The organism is Mesorhizobium sp. M0954, from assembly GCF_040319155.1.
GTDB lineage: Bacteria > Pseudomonadota > Alphaproteobacteria > Rhizobiales > Rhizobiaceae > Mesorhizobium.
In genome coordinates, this window is sequence record NZ_JAMYNR010000002.1 from 296559 (window position 1) to 310597 (window position 14039).

The 14039-nt window shown below is 62.8% G+C and carries 16 protein-coding genes; 5 read left to right on the plus strand and 11 right to left on the minus strand.

Features of this window, described 5'->3' with window-relative positions; all coding sequences use genetic code 11:
- Window positions 1-67: 67 nt before the first annotated feature.
- Both ctaD and coxB read right to left on the minus strand, forming a co-directional pair.
- Complete coding sequence (ctaD, locus tag NKH93_RS04565; RefSeq protein ID WP_352470655.1) at window positions 68-1720, minus strand: cytochrome c oxidase subunit I; 1653 nt, start codon at window positions 1718-1720, stop codon at window positions 68-70.
- Window positions 1721-1758: 38 nt separating this feature from the next.
- Window positions 1759-2637, minus strand: coding sequence for a cytochrome c oxidase subunit II (coxB, locus tag NKH93_RS04570; RefSeq protein WP_352969336.1), 879 nt, complete (start codon window positions 2635-2637; stop codon window positions 1759-1761).
- Window positions 2638-3008: 371 nt separating this feature from the next.
- Between coxB and NKH93_RS04575 the strand changes: the two genes are divergently transcribed.
- The 4 genes from NKH93_RS04575 to NKH93_RS04590 all read left to right on the plus strand — a co-directional run bounded on the left by NKH93_RS04575 (window position 3009) and on the right by NKH93_RS04590 (window position 5877).
- Window positions 3009-3533 carry an invasion associated locus B family protein gene (locus NKH93_RS04575; RefSeq protein WP_352449887.1) on the plus strand — a complete coding sequence of 175 codons (525 nt, stop codon included), beginning with the start codon at window positions 3009-3011 and terminating at the stop codon, window positions 3531-3533.
- A 128-nt stretch (window positions 3534-3661) separates the two neighbouring features.
- Window positions 3662-5074, plus strand: a complete 1413-nt coding sequence (tldD, locus tag NKH93_RS04580) for a metalloprotease TldD (RefSeq protein ID WP_352470657.1) — start codon at window positions 3662-3664, stop codon at window positions 5072-5074.
- Window positions 5075-5225: 151 nt separating this feature from the next.
- On the plus strand, window positions 5226-5501 hold the full coding sequence (locus tag NKH93_RS04585; protein WP_352449889.1) for an AbrB/MazE/SpoVT family DNA-binding domain-containing protein: 276 nt from the start codon (window positions 5226-5228) through the stop codon (window positions 5499-5501).
- Window positions 5488-5877, plus strand: coding sequence for a type II toxin-antitoxin system VapC family toxin (locus tag NKH93_RS04590; RefSeq protein ID WP_023674128.1), 390 nt, complete (start codon window positions 5488-5490; stop codon window positions 5875-5877). The genes NKH93_RS04585 and NKH93_RS04590 overlap by 14 nt, the downstream gene beginning before the upstream one ends.
- A gap of 54 nt (window positions 5878-5931) precedes the next feature.
- On the opposite strand, the gene NKH93_RS04595 is transcribed toward NKH93_RS04590, so the two are convergent.
- From NKH93_RS04595 to NKH93_RS04605, 3 genes are all read right to left on the minus strand, one after another.
- Window positions 5932-6303: an antitoxin Xre/MbcA/ParS toxin-binding domain-containing protein gene (locus tag NKH93_RS04595; RefSeq protein ID WP_352470658.1), complete on the minus strand. Its 372-nt coding sequence runs from the start codon at window positions 6301-6303 to the stop codon at window positions 5932-5934.
- A gap of 74 nt (window positions 6304-6377) precedes the next feature.
- Window positions 6378-7619 (minus strand): class I SAM-dependent RNA methyltransferase, encoded by a 1242-nt coding sequence (locus NKH93_RS04600; protein ID WP_352969339.1) that lies wholly within the window; start codon window positions 7617-7619, stop codon window positions 6378-6380.
- Window positions 7616-8395 (minus strand): TlyA family RNA methyltransferase, encoded by a 780-nt coding sequence (locus tag NKH93_RS04605; RefSeq protein ID WP_352449892.1) that lies wholly within the window; start codon window positions 8393-8395, stop codon window positions 7616-7618. Before NKH93_RS04605 ends, NKH93_RS04600 begins: the two co-directional genes overlap by 4 nt.
- Window positions 8396-8570: 175 nt before the next feature.
- On the opposite strand from NKH93_RS04605, the gene NKH93_RS04610 reads away from it, so the two are divergent.
- On the plus strand, window positions 8571-8972 hold the full coding sequence (locus tag NKH93_RS04610; protein WP_023674122.1) for a GFA family protein: 402 nt from the start codon (window positions 8571-8573) through the stop codon (window positions 8970-8972).
- 27 nt (window positions 8973-8999) lie between these two features.
- On the opposite strand, the gene NKH93_RS04615 is transcribed toward NKH93_RS04610, so the two are convergent.
- The 6 genes from NKH93_RS04615 to NKH93_RS04640 all read right to left on the minus strand — a co-directional run bounded on the left by NKH93_RS04615 (window position 9000) and on the right by NKH93_RS04640 (window position 13986).
- Entirely contained in the window at window positions 9000-9293 is a 294-nt protein-coding gene (locus tag NKH93_RS04615) for a hypothetical protein (RefSeq protein WP_352768701.1), read from the minus strand.
- A gap of 210 nt (window positions 9294-9503) precedes the next feature.
- Window positions 9504-11417: a 1-deoxy-D-xylulose-5-phosphate synthase gene (dxs, locus tag NKH93_RS04620; RefSeq protein ID WP_023674120.1), complete on the minus strand. Its 1914-nt coding sequence runs from the start codon at window positions 11415-11417 to the stop codon at window positions 9504-9506.
- 81 nt (window positions 11418-11498) lie between these two features.
- Complete coding sequence (locus tag NKH93_RS04625) at window positions 11499-12419, minus strand: pirin family protein (RefSeq protein WP_352821156.1); 921 nt, start codon at window positions 12417-12419, stop codon at window positions 11499-11501.
- Between the two features lie 9 nt (window positions 12420-12428).
- Complete coding sequence (locus tag NKH93_RS04630; RefSeq protein WP_023716908.1) at window positions 12429-12695, minus strand: DUF2277 domain-containing protein; 267 nt, start codon at window positions 12693-12695, stop codon at window positions 12429-12431.
- Between the two features lie 109 nt (window positions 12696-12804).
- A complete protein-coding gene (locus NKH93_RS04635; protein ID WP_031211056.1) occupies window positions 12805-13056 on the minus strand; it encodes an exodeoxyribonuclease VII small subunit in 252 nt (83 codons plus the stop codon).
- 3 nt (window positions 13057-13059) lie between these two features.
- Window positions 13060-13986, minus strand: a complete 927-nt coding sequence (locus NKH93_RS04640) for a histone deacetylase family protein (protein ID WP_352969342.1) — start codon at window positions 13984-13986, stop codon at window positions 13060-13062.
- Between the last annotated feature and the right edge of the window lie 53 nt (window positions 13987-14039).

Sequence of the window (14039 nt, forward strand, 5' to 3'; positions counted from 1 at the left end):
AAGTCCATCATTCCGTTGGCCAAAACCGCCGGTCGGCCGGCGGTTCCGTATTAAAGGAGGCAACCGCCTACTTGATCTTCGGCAACTGTTCCCACTGGTGGAACGGCGGCGGCGAAGGCAGCTGCCATTCCAGCGTGGTCGCACCCTCGCCCCAAGGATTGGCGCCGGCGACCCGCTTCTTCTGGAACGCCTCGAAGACGCCGAACAGGAAGATGACGACGCCGATAGCCGAGATGTACGAGCCGTAGGACGACACCATATTCCAGCCGGCGAAGGCATCCGGATAGTCGATATAGCGACGCGGCATACCGGAAAGGCCGAGGAAGTGCTGCGGGAAAAAGACCAGGTTGACGCCGACGAAAGTGACCCAGAAGTGGGTGTTGGCGATCACGGGCGAATACATGTAGCCGGTCATTTTCGGGAACCAGTAGTACCAGCCGGCGAAGATGGCGAAGACCGCGCCCAGCGACAGCACGTAGTGGAAGTGCGCGACCACGAAATAGGTATCGTGCAGCGGGCGGTCGAGGCCGGCATTGGCCAACTGCACACCGGTGACGCCGCCAACAGTGAACAGGAAGATGAAGCCGATCGCCCACAGCATCGGGGTCTTGAGCGAAATCGACCCGCCCCACATAGTGGCGATCCACGAGAAGATCTTCACACCCGTCGGCACCGCGATGACCATGGTGGCGAAGACGAAATAGCGCTGGGTATCGAGCGACAGGCCCGTCGTGTACATGTGGTGGGCCCAGACGATGAAGCCCACCGCGCCGATGGCAACCATCGCATAGGCCATGCCGAGATAGCCAAACACCGGCTTCCTCGAAAAGGTCGAGATGATATGGCTGATGATACCGAAACCCGGCAGGATCAGAATGTAGACCTCCGGATGGCCGAAGAACCAGAACAGGTGCTGGAACAGGATCGGATCACCGCCACCGTCCGGGGCGAAGAAGGTGGTGCCGAAATTGCGGTCGGTCAAGAGCATGGTGATGCCGCCGGCCAACACCGGAAGCGACAGCAGCAGCAGGAAGGCGGTAATCAGCACAGACCAGGCGAAAAGCGGCATCTTGTGCATGGTCATGCCGGGCGCGCGCATGTTGAAGATGGTGGTGATGAAGTTGATAGCGCCAAGAATCGAGGAGGCGCCGGCGATGTGGATTGACAGGATCGCCAGGTCCATGGCCGGTCCGGGCTGGCCCGATGTCGACAGCGGCGGATAAAGCGTCCAGCCGCCGCCGACGCCGTAGGCGCCGGGCGCACTCGGGACGAAGGCCGAGAAAATCAGCAGGATGAAAGCCGGCGGCAGCAGCCAGAACGAGACGTTGTTCATGCGCGGGAAGGCCATATCCGGCGCGCCGATCATGATCGGCACCATCCAGTTGGCAAAGCCGCCGATCAGCGCCGGCATCACCATGAAGAAGATCATGATCAGCGCATGCGCGGTGGTGAAAGCATTGTACATGCTCTTGCCCCCGTCGATGGCGGCGTCGCCATTCATGCCGTAGACCATCTGCGCCAGGCCAGTGAATATCTGGATGCCCGGCTCCTGCAATTCCATGCGCATGACGACCGACAAGGCGCCACCGATGCAGCCCGCCATGATCGCGAAGATCAGATAAAGCGTGCCGATGTCCTTGTGGTTGGTCGAATACACCCACCGGACCCAGCCATGATACGGCTTGTGGTCGTGGTCGTCGTGAGCTGCAGCGTGCGCCATGGTCGGCTCCGTTCCCTGAATCTTTTCTGGTCGCGGCATCAATTGCCGGCGGCCGCTACCTTGTTCGTGCCATCGACCTCGGCCATCAGCGCCTTGTTGGCGCCGGGAAGGTCGGTCTTGGCTGCCGCCAGCCAGGTCTTATATTGTGCATCGGAGACGACGCGAATGGCGATCGGCATGAAGGCGTGGTCCTTGCCGCAGAGTTCCGAGCACTGGCCGTAATAGAGGCCTTCCTTGTCCGCCTTGAACCAGACCTCGTTGATGCGGCCCGGCACCGCGTCGGTCTTGATGCCGAAGGACGGCATGGCAAAGGCGTGAATGACGTCGGTCGCCGTCACCAGCACCCGGGTCATGGTGTTGACCGGCACCACCATCTCATTGTCGACGGCGAGCAGGCGCGGATACGCGGCGCGATCTTCCTTGCCGGCAGCAGCCCTGTCGGCATCCTGAAGGATCGCGGAATTAAAGGAAAGCGTGTTGTCGACCTGGTATTCGTAGTCCCAGTTCCACTGATTGCCGGTCGCCTTGACGGTCAGCTTGGCTTCTTCCGGCGGCGTGTATTGCGCGGTCAGCAGTTGGAACGAGGGAATGGCGAGACAGAGCAGGATGACGACGGGACCGACAGTCCAGATGACCTCGATCAGCGTGTTGTGGCTGGTGCGCGACGGCGTCGGGTTGACGCTCGCCCGGAACCGCAAAATGCAGTAGGCAATCAGGAAAAGCACCAAGGCGGTGATCACAATGATGAACGCGAACGAGTAGTTCCCGAACCACTCGATCTGCCGCATAATGTCGGTCGCCGGAGGCTGAAAACTGGTTTCCCAAGGTTGGGGCTGGGCTGCATGAGCGGATGCAGCGGCAAACAACGTGGCGGCGGCACTAGCTACGATTTTGGCGGTTGCCAGGAATTTTTTCATCGCCCTCGTCATCTCCCAGTTCCTCGCGATCGGACCGCAAGAATGTCGAACAATGCCGGGACGGGAATCCCGGACAATTCAAGGCTGGTTCAAACCATACTCTATTTGCCTCCGCAAGAAAGGAGCGCCGGAACCCGTGCGGCATTTTTGCGCGCAAGTGCGGCGCTGGCTTCGTGCGGTGACGGCTCGCCGCGAATCACCAGAGCGGCATCCGGGTAGAATGAGCCGCGCGGCGTGCGGAGCTGTCGCAATTAGGGCGAAATTGGCACTGAAAAGCGCATTGTCGCCTGTGTCGGGGCAGATCGCCGGGGTCTCGTCCTTTACTTGGGTTTAGTGCGGCTTAAAGTGCCGTGATTCGCAATGGAGCCGTCATGAACCCTTGGCTTTCGAGAACCTTGGCGAAGGTCATCTTTGTTGCCGCCGCAATAGGCTTGTCCGGCGCCGGCCTGGCCAATGCCGCGCAGCCAAGCGGCACGGTGAAGTCAACGCATGGGGCGTGGTCGATTATCTGCGATACGCCCGCCGGTGCTACATCCGAACAATGCGTGATGATGCAGAACGTCGTCGCCGAGGACCGTCCGGAAATGGGTCTTTCCGTCGTCGTGCTGCGCACAGCCGACAACAAGGCCGAAATCCTGCGTGTGCTGGCGCCGCTCGGCGTGCTGTTGCCGAACGGCCTCGGCCTCAATGTCGACGGCAAGGATATCGGCCGCGCCTATTTCGTGCGCTGTTTCCAGGACGGCTGCTATGCCGAGGTCATCCTGGAAAAGCCGCTGCTCGACACGCTGAAGACCGGTACGTCCGCCACCTTCATCGTTTTCCAGACGCCGGAAGAGGGCATCGGCATTCCCGTCGACCTCAAGGGTTTCGCCGACGGCTTTGCCGCCCTGCCTTGAGACTGGGTCTTGTAACACGATCCAGTGATGTTGACCGGCCGAGGTCACGGCAAATCTCATTTCAGATTGTCTGTGCGGGCCTTCGCGCCTACATCGTGGGAAACAATCCTCCTGCGAATGGACCTGCCATGAACAGCCTGATCGGCCAATTTGACATTTCCGACGATCGCATCAAGCAAATCGTTGCCGAGACTATTAACGGCGCCGACGACGGCGAACTGTTTCTCGAATATAGCGAAAGCGAATCGCTGATGTTCGACAATGGCAAGCTGAAGACCGCGAATTTCAACACCGACCAGGGTTTCGGCCTGCGTGCCGTCGCCGGCGAAGCCAGCGGCTACGCCCATTCCAGCGATCTCTCCGAAGCCTCGCTGCTGCGCGCCGCCGATGCCGTTTCGACGGTGAAGAGCGGCTATTCCGGTACGCTTGCCGCAGCGCCTGCCCGCACCAACCGCCATCTCTACGGCGACGGAAACCCTATCCCCTCGCCTTCCTTCGAGGCCAAGGCCAAGCTGCTTCAGGAAATCGATGCATGGCTGCGGGCCGAGGATCCGCGCGTCAGGCAGGTGACGGCATCGCTCGCCGCCTCCTGGCAGCATGTCGAGATCGTGCGCGCCGACGGCCAGATGGTGCGCGACATCCGTCCGCTGGTCAGGATCAACGTGTCGGTGGTGGTCGGCGACGGCGACCGCCAGGAGAGCGGCTCCTACGGCATGGGAGGCCGCAAGGATTTTGGTGAATTCCTGATCGAGGACAGCTGGCGGCACGCGGCCAAGGAGGCATTGCGGCAAGCGCTGGTCAATCTCGAAGCGGTTCCAGCACCTGCCGGCACTTTCGACATCGTGCTGTCGAGCGGCTGGCCGGGCGTCATGTTGCACGAGGCCGTCGGCCACGGGCTGGAGGGCGATTTCAACCGCAAGAAGACGTCGGCCTTTGCCGGCCTGCTTGGCCAGCAGGTGGCGGCGAAAGGCGTCACCGTCGTTGACGACGGCACCCTGCCCGAGCGGCGTGGCTCGCTTACCGTCGACGATGAGGGCACGCCATCGGCCCATAACGTGCTGATCGACGATGGCAAGCTGGTCGGCTACATGCAGGACCGCCAGAACGCCCGGCTGATGGGCATGAAAGCCACCGGCAACGGGCGACGCCAAGGTTACGCGCACGAGCCTATGCCGCGCATGACCAACACCTACATGACAGCGGGCGACATGGAGCCGGACGAGATCATCGCCTCGGTCAAGAACGGCATCTATGCCGTGTCGTTCGGTGGCGGCCAGGTTGACATCACTTCGGGCAAGTTCGTGTTCGGCTGCACCGAAGCCTACATGATCGAGAACGGCAAGGTGACGCAACCGATCAAGGGCGCCATGCTGATCGGCAACGGGCCGGATGCCATGCATCGTGTGGCGATGATCGGCAACGACATGAAGCTCGACACCGGCATCGGCATGTGTGGCAAGGCCGGACAGGGCGTGCCGGTCGGCGTCGGCCAGCCGCATCTCAGGATGAACCAGATGACAGTCGGCGGCACCAGGGTTTGATGGAGTTGACGCCGAATTATCGCCGCTCCGGAACAACCAATCCCCGCCGCCCACTGCCTTGTCATCGCTTTAAGTAGGAGTAGCTTGCGCCTTGAATTTGCGGAGAGCTTCGACTATCTTACATTCGTCTTACACCTAAGGATGTGCCGAGATGGCTGCCGCAAAGAAGCTCGTAACTACGGTCTCGACCAAGGGACAGGTCATCCTGCCCAGCGCGATCCGGAAACGGAGGGAATGGCATGCCGGCACACGCCTTCTGGTCGAGGATACCCCGGAGGGCGTGCTACTGAAGCCTGCGCCAGTCTTCGCCGAGACACGGCCAGAGGACGTGTTTGGATCGCTGCGCTATAGTGGCAGGCCGAAGACGTTGGAGGAAATGGACGCGGGCGTGCTCGCCGAAGCGCGGCGGCGCCATGCTCGCAATTGATACCAACCTGATCGTCCGCTACCTGACGGGCGATCACCCGTCGCAGTCTTCCCGCGCCCGGGCGCTGATCGATAGCCAGCCGGTCTTTGTCGCCGTCACGGTGATGCTGGAAGTCGAATGGGTGTTGCGCAGCGCCTACGGTTTTGCGCCGCTTGAAATCGCCCGTACGCTACGGGTGTTTAGCGGGCTTCCCACGGTAGAGGTGGAAGACGGGGCGGTCGTGTCGTCCGCGCTCGACCTCTCGGAACAGGGGTTGGATTTCGCTGATGCGCTGCATCTGGGCAAGTCCGCTCACTGCGCTGGCTTCGCGACTTTTGACCGCAAGTTCGTCAGGGCCGCGAAGGCGGCCGGATACGAACGCGTGCAAGAAGCATAGCAGCTCACAGCGGCCCAGCGCGGCACAAAAGCGCGCCACAGGGTCAGCCTGGTTTCAGGCATAGATGCCGGAGCGGACTGCCTCCAGATAGGCAAGCACCTTGTCCGTCTTGCCTTCGCGAACCAGATCGTAGGCGGTCTTTCCGGCCCAACCGGGGATCGGCTGATGCTTGAACCAGATCGCCGCACGATGTTCATCACCGGCCATCTCGCCGGCCATCGCCAGGATACGGACGATGGGACTCAATGCGGCGTCGACCTTGCGCGCACCGGACTCGGCGGCAAGCGTGTTGCGCGCGAGACCGGTCAGCCCCGCCAGTTCTGTCGTATTGACCCCTAGCAGTTCAGCGACCCGCCTTGGCGAGAGAAACGGCGCCCGCTCCTCGCCGAAGCACGATGGCGAAATTTCGAAGGCTGCGGTGCTCATGGCAATTCCTAGCACGGTCTGAACGACGTGCGCTAAAAATGTGCTTTTTTGGTGCGCGTTTCAGGCCCTGGCTGCTAGCGCCTTCGTCTCGGCTTCTCCAACAGCGCCACGGCCTCGACATGCGGCGACCACAGGAACTGGTCGATCGGCGTCACGCTCTTCAGGGTATAGCCGCCGTCCATGAGGATGCGTAGGTCCCGCGCCAGTGTTACCGGATTGCAAGACACCGCGGCGACGAGCGGCACGTCGGAGCGCGCGATCTGCTTCGACTGGTCCTCGGCGCCGGCGCGAGGCGGGTCGAAGACAACGCCGTCAAAGGCATTCAACTCCTTGAATGTGAGCGGCCTCCGGAACAGGTCGCGACGTTCGCCGGTCACCCGCTTCAGGCCGCTGGCGAAACGGAATGCCCGGTCGAGCGCCGCGAGTGCTGCCGCATCGCCTTCCACCGCATGAACCTCCGATCTTGCGGCCAGGCGCAGCGCGAAGCTGCCGCAGCCGGCGAAGAGATCGGCGACCTTTTTGGCGCGCGCGAAATGCTGGCCGACAATGTTGGCCATCGCCTGTTCGGCAGCCTCGGTCGCCTGCAGGAAAGCGCCAGGCGGCACTGCGACGGCGACGCCACCAAACAGGACGACCGGTTTGTTTGGTTCGATAATGACCTCGCCGTCGACCGACAGCCTGGCTAGTCCCTCGGCGATGACGAAGTTGGAAGCGACGCGGCGCTGGTTCTCGCCGAGCTTGCCGGAATCGTGAACCGCGACATCGAGGCCGGAACCGGTCACCGTCACCGCCATGTGGAACGATTTGGTCGTGGTGCAGATCAGCCCAGCGAGGGCTTTCAAGCGATCGAGCGCAGCGACGATCTGCGGCGCCGAGATCGGGCATTCCTCGATCGAGATGATCTCGGATGACAGCGCGCGAACGAAGCCGAACTGCATTCCCGCCTCGCTCCGCCGGGCGGTGAAGACGACGCGGCGGCGCGTGTGCGGTGCGCACGGCACCAGCGCCCCGACATCGCAAGCGATGCCCTTGCTCTTCAGCGCATGCACGACCTTTTCGCGCTTCCACCGGTGATAGGCTTCAGTCTCGAGATGCTGGACGGCGCAGCCGCCGCATGCGCCGAAATGCCGGCACGGCGGATCGACCCGCAACGGCGAAGCCTCAACGACCGACATCAAGGTGGCGCGATCTTTCTCCCGCGCGGCGGTGACCACCTCTCCCGGCAGCGCGAACGGAATGAAAACCTCGCCGGTTTCCGTCTCGGCGATGCCGTCGCCCTGCGAGCCCAACCTTGCGATCGTGAAACGGGTGCTCATCGCTTCTGGGTCTCGACGTCCTTGATGCCGCCGAGCAGGAACTCGCGGTTGCCGTCGCCGCCCTCTATCGGTGACAGATGAAGCCCCAGCGAGCGCCAGCCGGGAATGGCATCGAGCCAGTCCTGCATCAGGCCGGCAATGCGCGCCGCATCATAGGGGTCCTTAAGCAGGCCGCCCTTGCCGATCGCCTCGCGGCCGGCCTCGAATTGCGGCTTGACCAGAAACACAGCTTTTGCGCCGTTCCTGGCCAAGGCAAGCGCCGGCGGCAGCGCCAGTTTCAGCGATATGAAGCTAACATCCGAGACGATGAAATCCGGCACACGGCCGCCGAGATCGGCGGCCGATAGTTCGCGCGCATTCAGGCCTTCAATTACCGTCACGCGCGGATCGCCGGCGATGTCGGAGTGCATCTGGCCGTGCCCGACATCGATCGCCGTGACATGCGCCGCGCCGCGTTCGAGCAGCACCTGCGTGAAGCCGCCGGTCGAGGCGCCGACATCGAGCGCTTCGCTGCCGGTGGGGTCGAGGGCGAAATGGTCGAGACCAGCCTTCAGCTTCAGTGCGGCGCGCGACACGTAACCCTGCGCCGGATCGTCAACGACAATGTTGCACTCAGGCAGAACGGCCTGGCCCGGCTTGAGGGCGACGATGCCATCGACCGTCACGGTGCCGCGCTCGACCGCGTCGCGGGCACGCGAGCGGCTGGCAAACAGACCGCGCTGGACGAGCAATTCGTCGAGCCGCTGGCGTATGCTGGCTGGCGGAAGGGAAGTCATCGGCCTTCATGGCGAATGCCAACGATGATGGCAAGGATATTGGCGATGAGACAATGCATAGTTGGAAACGGGTGAACGCATCAAGCCACTCCGCTGTTTGTCGAACCTCGCACGAGATCCGACGCAATGCTAAGAAAGAGATGCCGTTTAGCCGTCGAAACGTGGAGGAGGAAACATGCTGACGGGAACCTGCCACTGCGGCGCAGCCCACTGGACCCTGGAGGGCGATCCCGGTTCGATCACTGCCTGCAATTGCACACTTTGCCGTCGCTACGGCACGCTCTGGGCTTACGACTATGTCGACGAACGCATCCGCCTTGCCGGGCCCGTAAGCGCCTATCGGCGCGTCGGAAAGGCTCATCCTTCGCTTGAGATTCTCTTCTGCCCAACCTGCGCTTGCGTCCTGGCCTGGCGCGGTTTGCATCCCGAGGCGGCTGGGCGCTACCGCATCGCCGTCAATGTGAGGCTTGCGCCGCCCGAGGCCGTCGCCGATCTCCCGATCGACCATTTCGAGGGTCTCGATACATTCGAGGATTTGCCGAGAGATGGCCGCTGTGTACGGGACATGTGGTTCTAGTCTCTAGAGTCTCTTCGGGATCATGCTTTAGAATATGGTCCGCGAAACCCGCCGTTCGACGGCCGGCACCAGACCGTCGCTGCTGTCGCCGAACACCTGCGGGCGCGGCCGGTCAACGGAAATTGACGCCTTCGGTGAGGTATCTGGCATGACGACAAATTGCGGCGCCTGCCTGTAGGAGAAGCCGCCGCGGATCTCGCCGATCTTGCCGGCGACGATGCCCATCACCGCCTCTTCGAGTTTGCGGTCGTAGCGCGTTTCGGCCCCGGCCGACGCGGCGAAGATGGCCGCAAGCGCAATGCCGCCCAAAAGCGATCTCATTGGTCTTCTTTCACCTGCCTGGTTGCCTTCTAGCAGGGCAGCGTTGAAGAACGGCCAAAGGACACGGTAAGCAAATCGCCAAACGACAGCGTAAACAGCATGTTACGACTGTGCGCCGGCAATTTGATTCAAGCAGTTGAGATTTTGATTCAGACTGGCATCTTGCAGCCAAGTTGAATCGCTTCGGCGTCGCCGGAATGCGTCTAACAGCTAAGCGCGCTGGGCCTGCGCGGTATGCCCCAACGCCACGAACACTGTGCGCACGATGCCGGCGCTGTCCAGCCCGGCATCGGCATACATCTTTTCCGGCTTGGCATGGTCGACAAATGTGTCGGGCAGCACCAGCGGGCGCACCTTCAGGCCGCTCTCCAGCAGCCCTTCATGGGCCAGGAACTGCAGCACATGGCTGGCGAAGCCGCCGACCGCGCCCTCTTCCACCGTCACCAGTATCTCGTGTGAACGGGCCAGCCGCCGGATCAGGTCCTCGTCGAGCGGCTTGGCAAAACGGGCATCGGCGACCGTGGTCGAAAGCCCGGCCGCGCCAAGCTCCTCGGCCGCGGCCAGGCAATCCTGCAGCCTGGTGCCGAAGGAAAGCAGCGCAACCTTGGTGCCCTCCCTGACGATCCGGCCCTTGCCGATCTCCAATACCGAGCCGCGTTGCGGCATCTCGACACCAACGCCGTTGCCGCGCGGGTAGCGAAAGGCGATCGGGCCGTCATCGTAGCTTGCAGCGGTGCGTACCATGTGGCGCAGCTCGGCCTCATCGGCCGCGGCCATGACGACGAAACCGGGCAGCGTCGCCAGGAAGGTCGTGTCGAAGGCGCCGCAATGGGTGGCACCATCGGCGCCGACGAAGCCGGCGCGATCGATCGGAAAGCGCACCGGCAATTTCTGGATCGCCACGTCGTGGACGACCTGGTCGTAGGCGCGCTGCAGAAAGGTCGAGTAGATCGCAGCGAAAGGCTTGAAGCCTTCCGTGGCAAGGCCGGCGGCGAAGGTCACTGCATGCTGCTCGGCAATGCCGACATCGAAGGTCCTCGCCGGAAACGCCTCGCCGAACAGGTCAAGCCCGGTGCCGTTCGGCATGGCGGCGGTGATGGCGACGATGCGGTCGTCCTCTCGGGCCTCCTGGATCAGGCTTTCGGCAAACACCTTGGTGTAGCTCGGCGCATTGGCGGGCGCCTTGGCCTGGGCGCCGGTGATGACGTCGAATTTGTTGACGCCATGATATTTGTCGGCCGCTGCCTCGGCCGGGGCGTAGCCCTTGCCCTTCTGGGTCACGACGTGGATCAGCACCGGGCCGTCGGCATTGTCGCGGACGTTCTTCAGCACCGGGATCAGGTGCTCGAGGTTGTGACCGTCGATCGGGCCGATGTGGTAGAATCCCATTTCCTCGAACAACGTGCCGCCGGTGACGTAACCGCGCGCATGCTCGACCGCTCGCTTGATGGCGCGATCGGCGCGCTCGCCGAGATACGACGTCAGCTTCTTGCCGAAATCGCGCAAGCCCAGATAGGTCTTGCCCGACGCCAGACGGGCCAGATAGGCGCTCATTGCGCCGGTCGGCGGAGCGATCGACATATCGTTGTCGTTCAAGATGACGATCAGCCGGGCATCGAGTGCGCCGGCATTGTTCATCGCCTCATAGGCCATGCCGGCCGACATGGCGCCGTCGCCGATGACGGCAATGACATTGTTGCGGCCATCGGACAGATCGCGCGCCATCGCCATGCCGAGGCCGGCTGAAATCGAGGTCGAGGAGTGGGCTGCGCCGAACGGATCGTATTCGCTCTCAACGCGACGCGTGAAACCGGACAGGCCGCCCTCCTGGCGCAGCGTGCGGATGCGATCGCGGCGGCCGGTCAGGATCTTGTGCGGATAGGCCTGGTGGCCGACGTCCCAGATCAGCCGGTCGTCCGGCGTGTTGAAGACATAGTGCAGCGCGACGGTCAACTCGACCACGCCAAGGCCGGCGCCGAGATGGCCGCCGGTGTGGGAAACGACGTCGATCAGTTCGGCGCGAAGCTCTGACGCCAGTTGCGGCAGGTCGCCTTCGGCAAGCGTGCGCAAATCGGCTGGGACGCGGACCTTGTCGAGAAGCGGCGTATCGGGCTTTGCGTTCACTGTTTGCGAGCCTGGTCAGATTTTCTGTTCATCGTGAAATATGCCGCTGGCCGGCGAATGTAAATGTGGCGGTAACGCGCATCAGCTTTCGGGCAGCGGGATGAACTCTTGCTCGTCTCCAGGAACGATATCGAAGCGGCCTGTCTTCCATTCTTCTTTCGCCTGCTCGATGCGTTCCTTTGAGGACGATACGAAATTCCACCAGATATAGCGTTTCGAACCGAGCGAGGCGCCGCCAAACAGCATGAAATGGGCGCCGCGTTCCGATGAGACAACGATTTCGTCGCCGGGCCGGAAGACCAGCAGCCGCTCGGCCGGGAAGCGGTCACCGGATATCGAAACCTCGCCTTCCAGCGTATAGATGGCGCGCTCCTCGGCATCGGCCGGGATTTTCACGCCGGCACCCGGCGCCAGCCTGAGATCGGCATAAAGCGTGTCCGAAGCGGTGGCGACCGGGGAGCGCAGTCCGGAAAACGCACCGATGATCACACGGCCGCTGACCCCCTCGGCCTCCACTTCGGGCAGGCGCAGGGCTGCGGTGTTCTCGAAGACCGGCGCGACCTCCTCCTTGCCGTCCGGCAGCGCCAGCCATGTCTGCAGCCCGGAAACCGACATCGGCGCGCCGCGCAGTTCTTCCGGCGTGCGCTCCGAATGGACGATGCCACGGCCGGCGGTCATCAAATTCACATCGCCGGGCTGAATTACCATCTCGGTGCCGAGCGAATCGCGGTGCCTGATCTTGCCGTCGAACAGGTAAGTCACCGTAGACAGGCCGATATGTGGGTGCGGACGCACGTCGAGCGCCTGGCCCGCTCGCAGAACGGCTGGACCCATGCGGTCGAAGAAGATGAAAGGTCCGACCAGCCGGCGCCTGGCCGTCGGCAAGGCGCGGCGAACCTGAAATCCGCCAATATCCTTGGCATTCGGAATGACCATCAGCTCGATCTGATCGCTGGCGAAGGCATCGCCTATCTGCGGATCGTTTCCGGGAAAGAAGCTCACGCGGTCCCCTCAGGCGAAGCGAAGTGCGGATTTGGCCTTCGCCTTGGCCGCCACCTCTTCGCGATTGCGCGGATGCTGCGTCGTCTCGAGGCTGTCGAGCAATTCGCGCGCCGAGGCGGCAATGGCCTCGACGGCATGGTCGAACGCATGCTGGTTCTGTTTCGACGGCCGCGTCGTTCCGCTCAGCTTGCGGACAAACTGAAGTGCGGCATCGCGGACCTCGTCATTGGTTGCCGGCGGATCGAAATTGAACAGGGTCTTGATGTTTCTGCACATCCTTCGCAATCTCCTCTCGTCCTGGAGCCGTTTCAAACGGGATGAGTTTTACCCTCAATCGTGATGATGTCCAAAGCCGGTAAGCAAAATTGTCGTTCGACGCCGCGCCTCAATCCGCGTCCAACGGCTCTGTCCCCACCGGCTTGCCGTCACGCGACAGCCTGATCTTCTCGACCTTGTCCTCGGCCGCCTTCAGCAGCCGATCGCAATGCGCCTTCAGCGCCTCGCCGCGCTCGTAGATGCGGATCGACTGGTCGAGCGGAACGTCGCCGCGCTCCAGATCGTCGACGATCCTCTCCAGCGCCTCGAGCGCCTGCTCGAAGCTCATCGCCTTGACGTCCTCGTTGGTCTCACCAGCCATCATCTATCCCTTCATCAGCCGCCCGACATGGGCGGCGACTGAAAATGCCAATCCCTGCAGATCGTAGCCGCCCTCGAGCACGCTGACGAGCCGGTTGCGGCTATGGCGCCCGGCTCGTTCGAGCAACTGGCCGGTCGCCCAGTCGAAATCATCCTCAGTCAGGTTGATCTCGGCCAGCGGATCGCGGTGGTGGGCATCGAAACCGGCGGAGATGATGATGAGATCGGGCGCAAAATTGTCGAGCGCCGGCAGGATGCGTGACAGAAAGGCGTCGCGAAAACTATCGCTGCCGCTCTGCGGCGCCAGCGGCGCGTTGACGATGTTGCCGGCGCCGGTTTCGCTCACAGCCCCGGTTCCCGGGTAAAGCGGCATCTGGTGTGTCGAGCAATAGAGCACCGATGGATCGTCCCAGAAAATGTCCTGCGTGCCGTTGCCGTGATGTACATCCCAGTCGACGACGGCGACACGGTCGGCGCCATGGTTCTTCTGCGCGTAGCGTGCCGCGATCGCGGCGGTGTTGAACAGGCAAAAACCCATGGAGGTGGTCTTTTCGGCATGATGGCCGGGCGGCCGTGCGGCGACGAAGACGTTTTCGGCACGGCCGGTGAAGACGTCGTCGACCGCGGCGTTGGCTGCGCCGATCGCGGTCACGGCCGCCTGCCAGCTCTTCGGGCTGGCGGTGGTGTCGGCATCGATACGGGCGATGCCGGTGTCCGGTATCGCTGCACGGACCCGTTCGACGAATTCGGGCGGATGTGCGTAGAGGATGGTTGCCTCGTTGCCTTCCGGCGCCTGGACGCGATCGAGCGCCGCGAACGCCTCGTCGTCAAGCACACGCTCTATGGCGCGCAAACGGTCCGGCCGCTCCGGATGACCGGGCGGTGTTATGTGCTCGAGGAAAATCGGGTGGGTATAAAGTCGCGTGACCATGCCCCGATATAGGCGCGCCTCGCCGCTTTGGCCATGTTTTCGCGCGCTGGTGA